The following is a 360-nucleotide window of genomic DNA, read 5'->3' as shown; positions in this document are numbered from 1 at the left end:
TCAGTGCCCGCCGGACATGCCGATGATCCCGATGCGGCTCATGCCCAACGCCGAGCTGCACGTGTTTCCGAACTGCGGACACTGGGTGATGGTCGAGGCGAAGGAGGCATTCGAGCGGGTGGCCCTGGAGTTCCTGCTCCGGTGAGCCCGCTCACTTCCCTCGCCACACGGGTTTGCGCTTCGCGAGGAAGGCGCTCATGCCTTCCTGTGCGTCGCAGGTGACGGCGTTGGCGGCCATCGTCTCGCTCATCAGCTTGTAGGCCTCGTCCTGGGGGACGTCGATCTGGCGGTAGAACGCCTGCTTGCCGATCTGGAGGTTCAGCGGGCTGGCGTCGGAGATCCTCGCGGCCAGCGTTCGGG

1 pseudogene is annotated in these 360 nt (G+C 66.1%); it reads right to left on the bottom strand.

Annotated elements, in window-relative coordinates:
• Nucleotides 1-151 precede the first annotated feature (151 nt).
• Nucleotides 152-360, bottom strand: a pseudogene (locus tag AC1DYG_RS20915) (enoyl-CoA hydratase); the annotation flags it as partial.

This window comes from Pedococcus sp. P1_H8, from assembly GCF_056405175.1.
The sequence above is the reverse complement of the archived record's forward strand: the minus strand, read 5'-3'. Positions and strand labels throughout refer to the sequence as shown.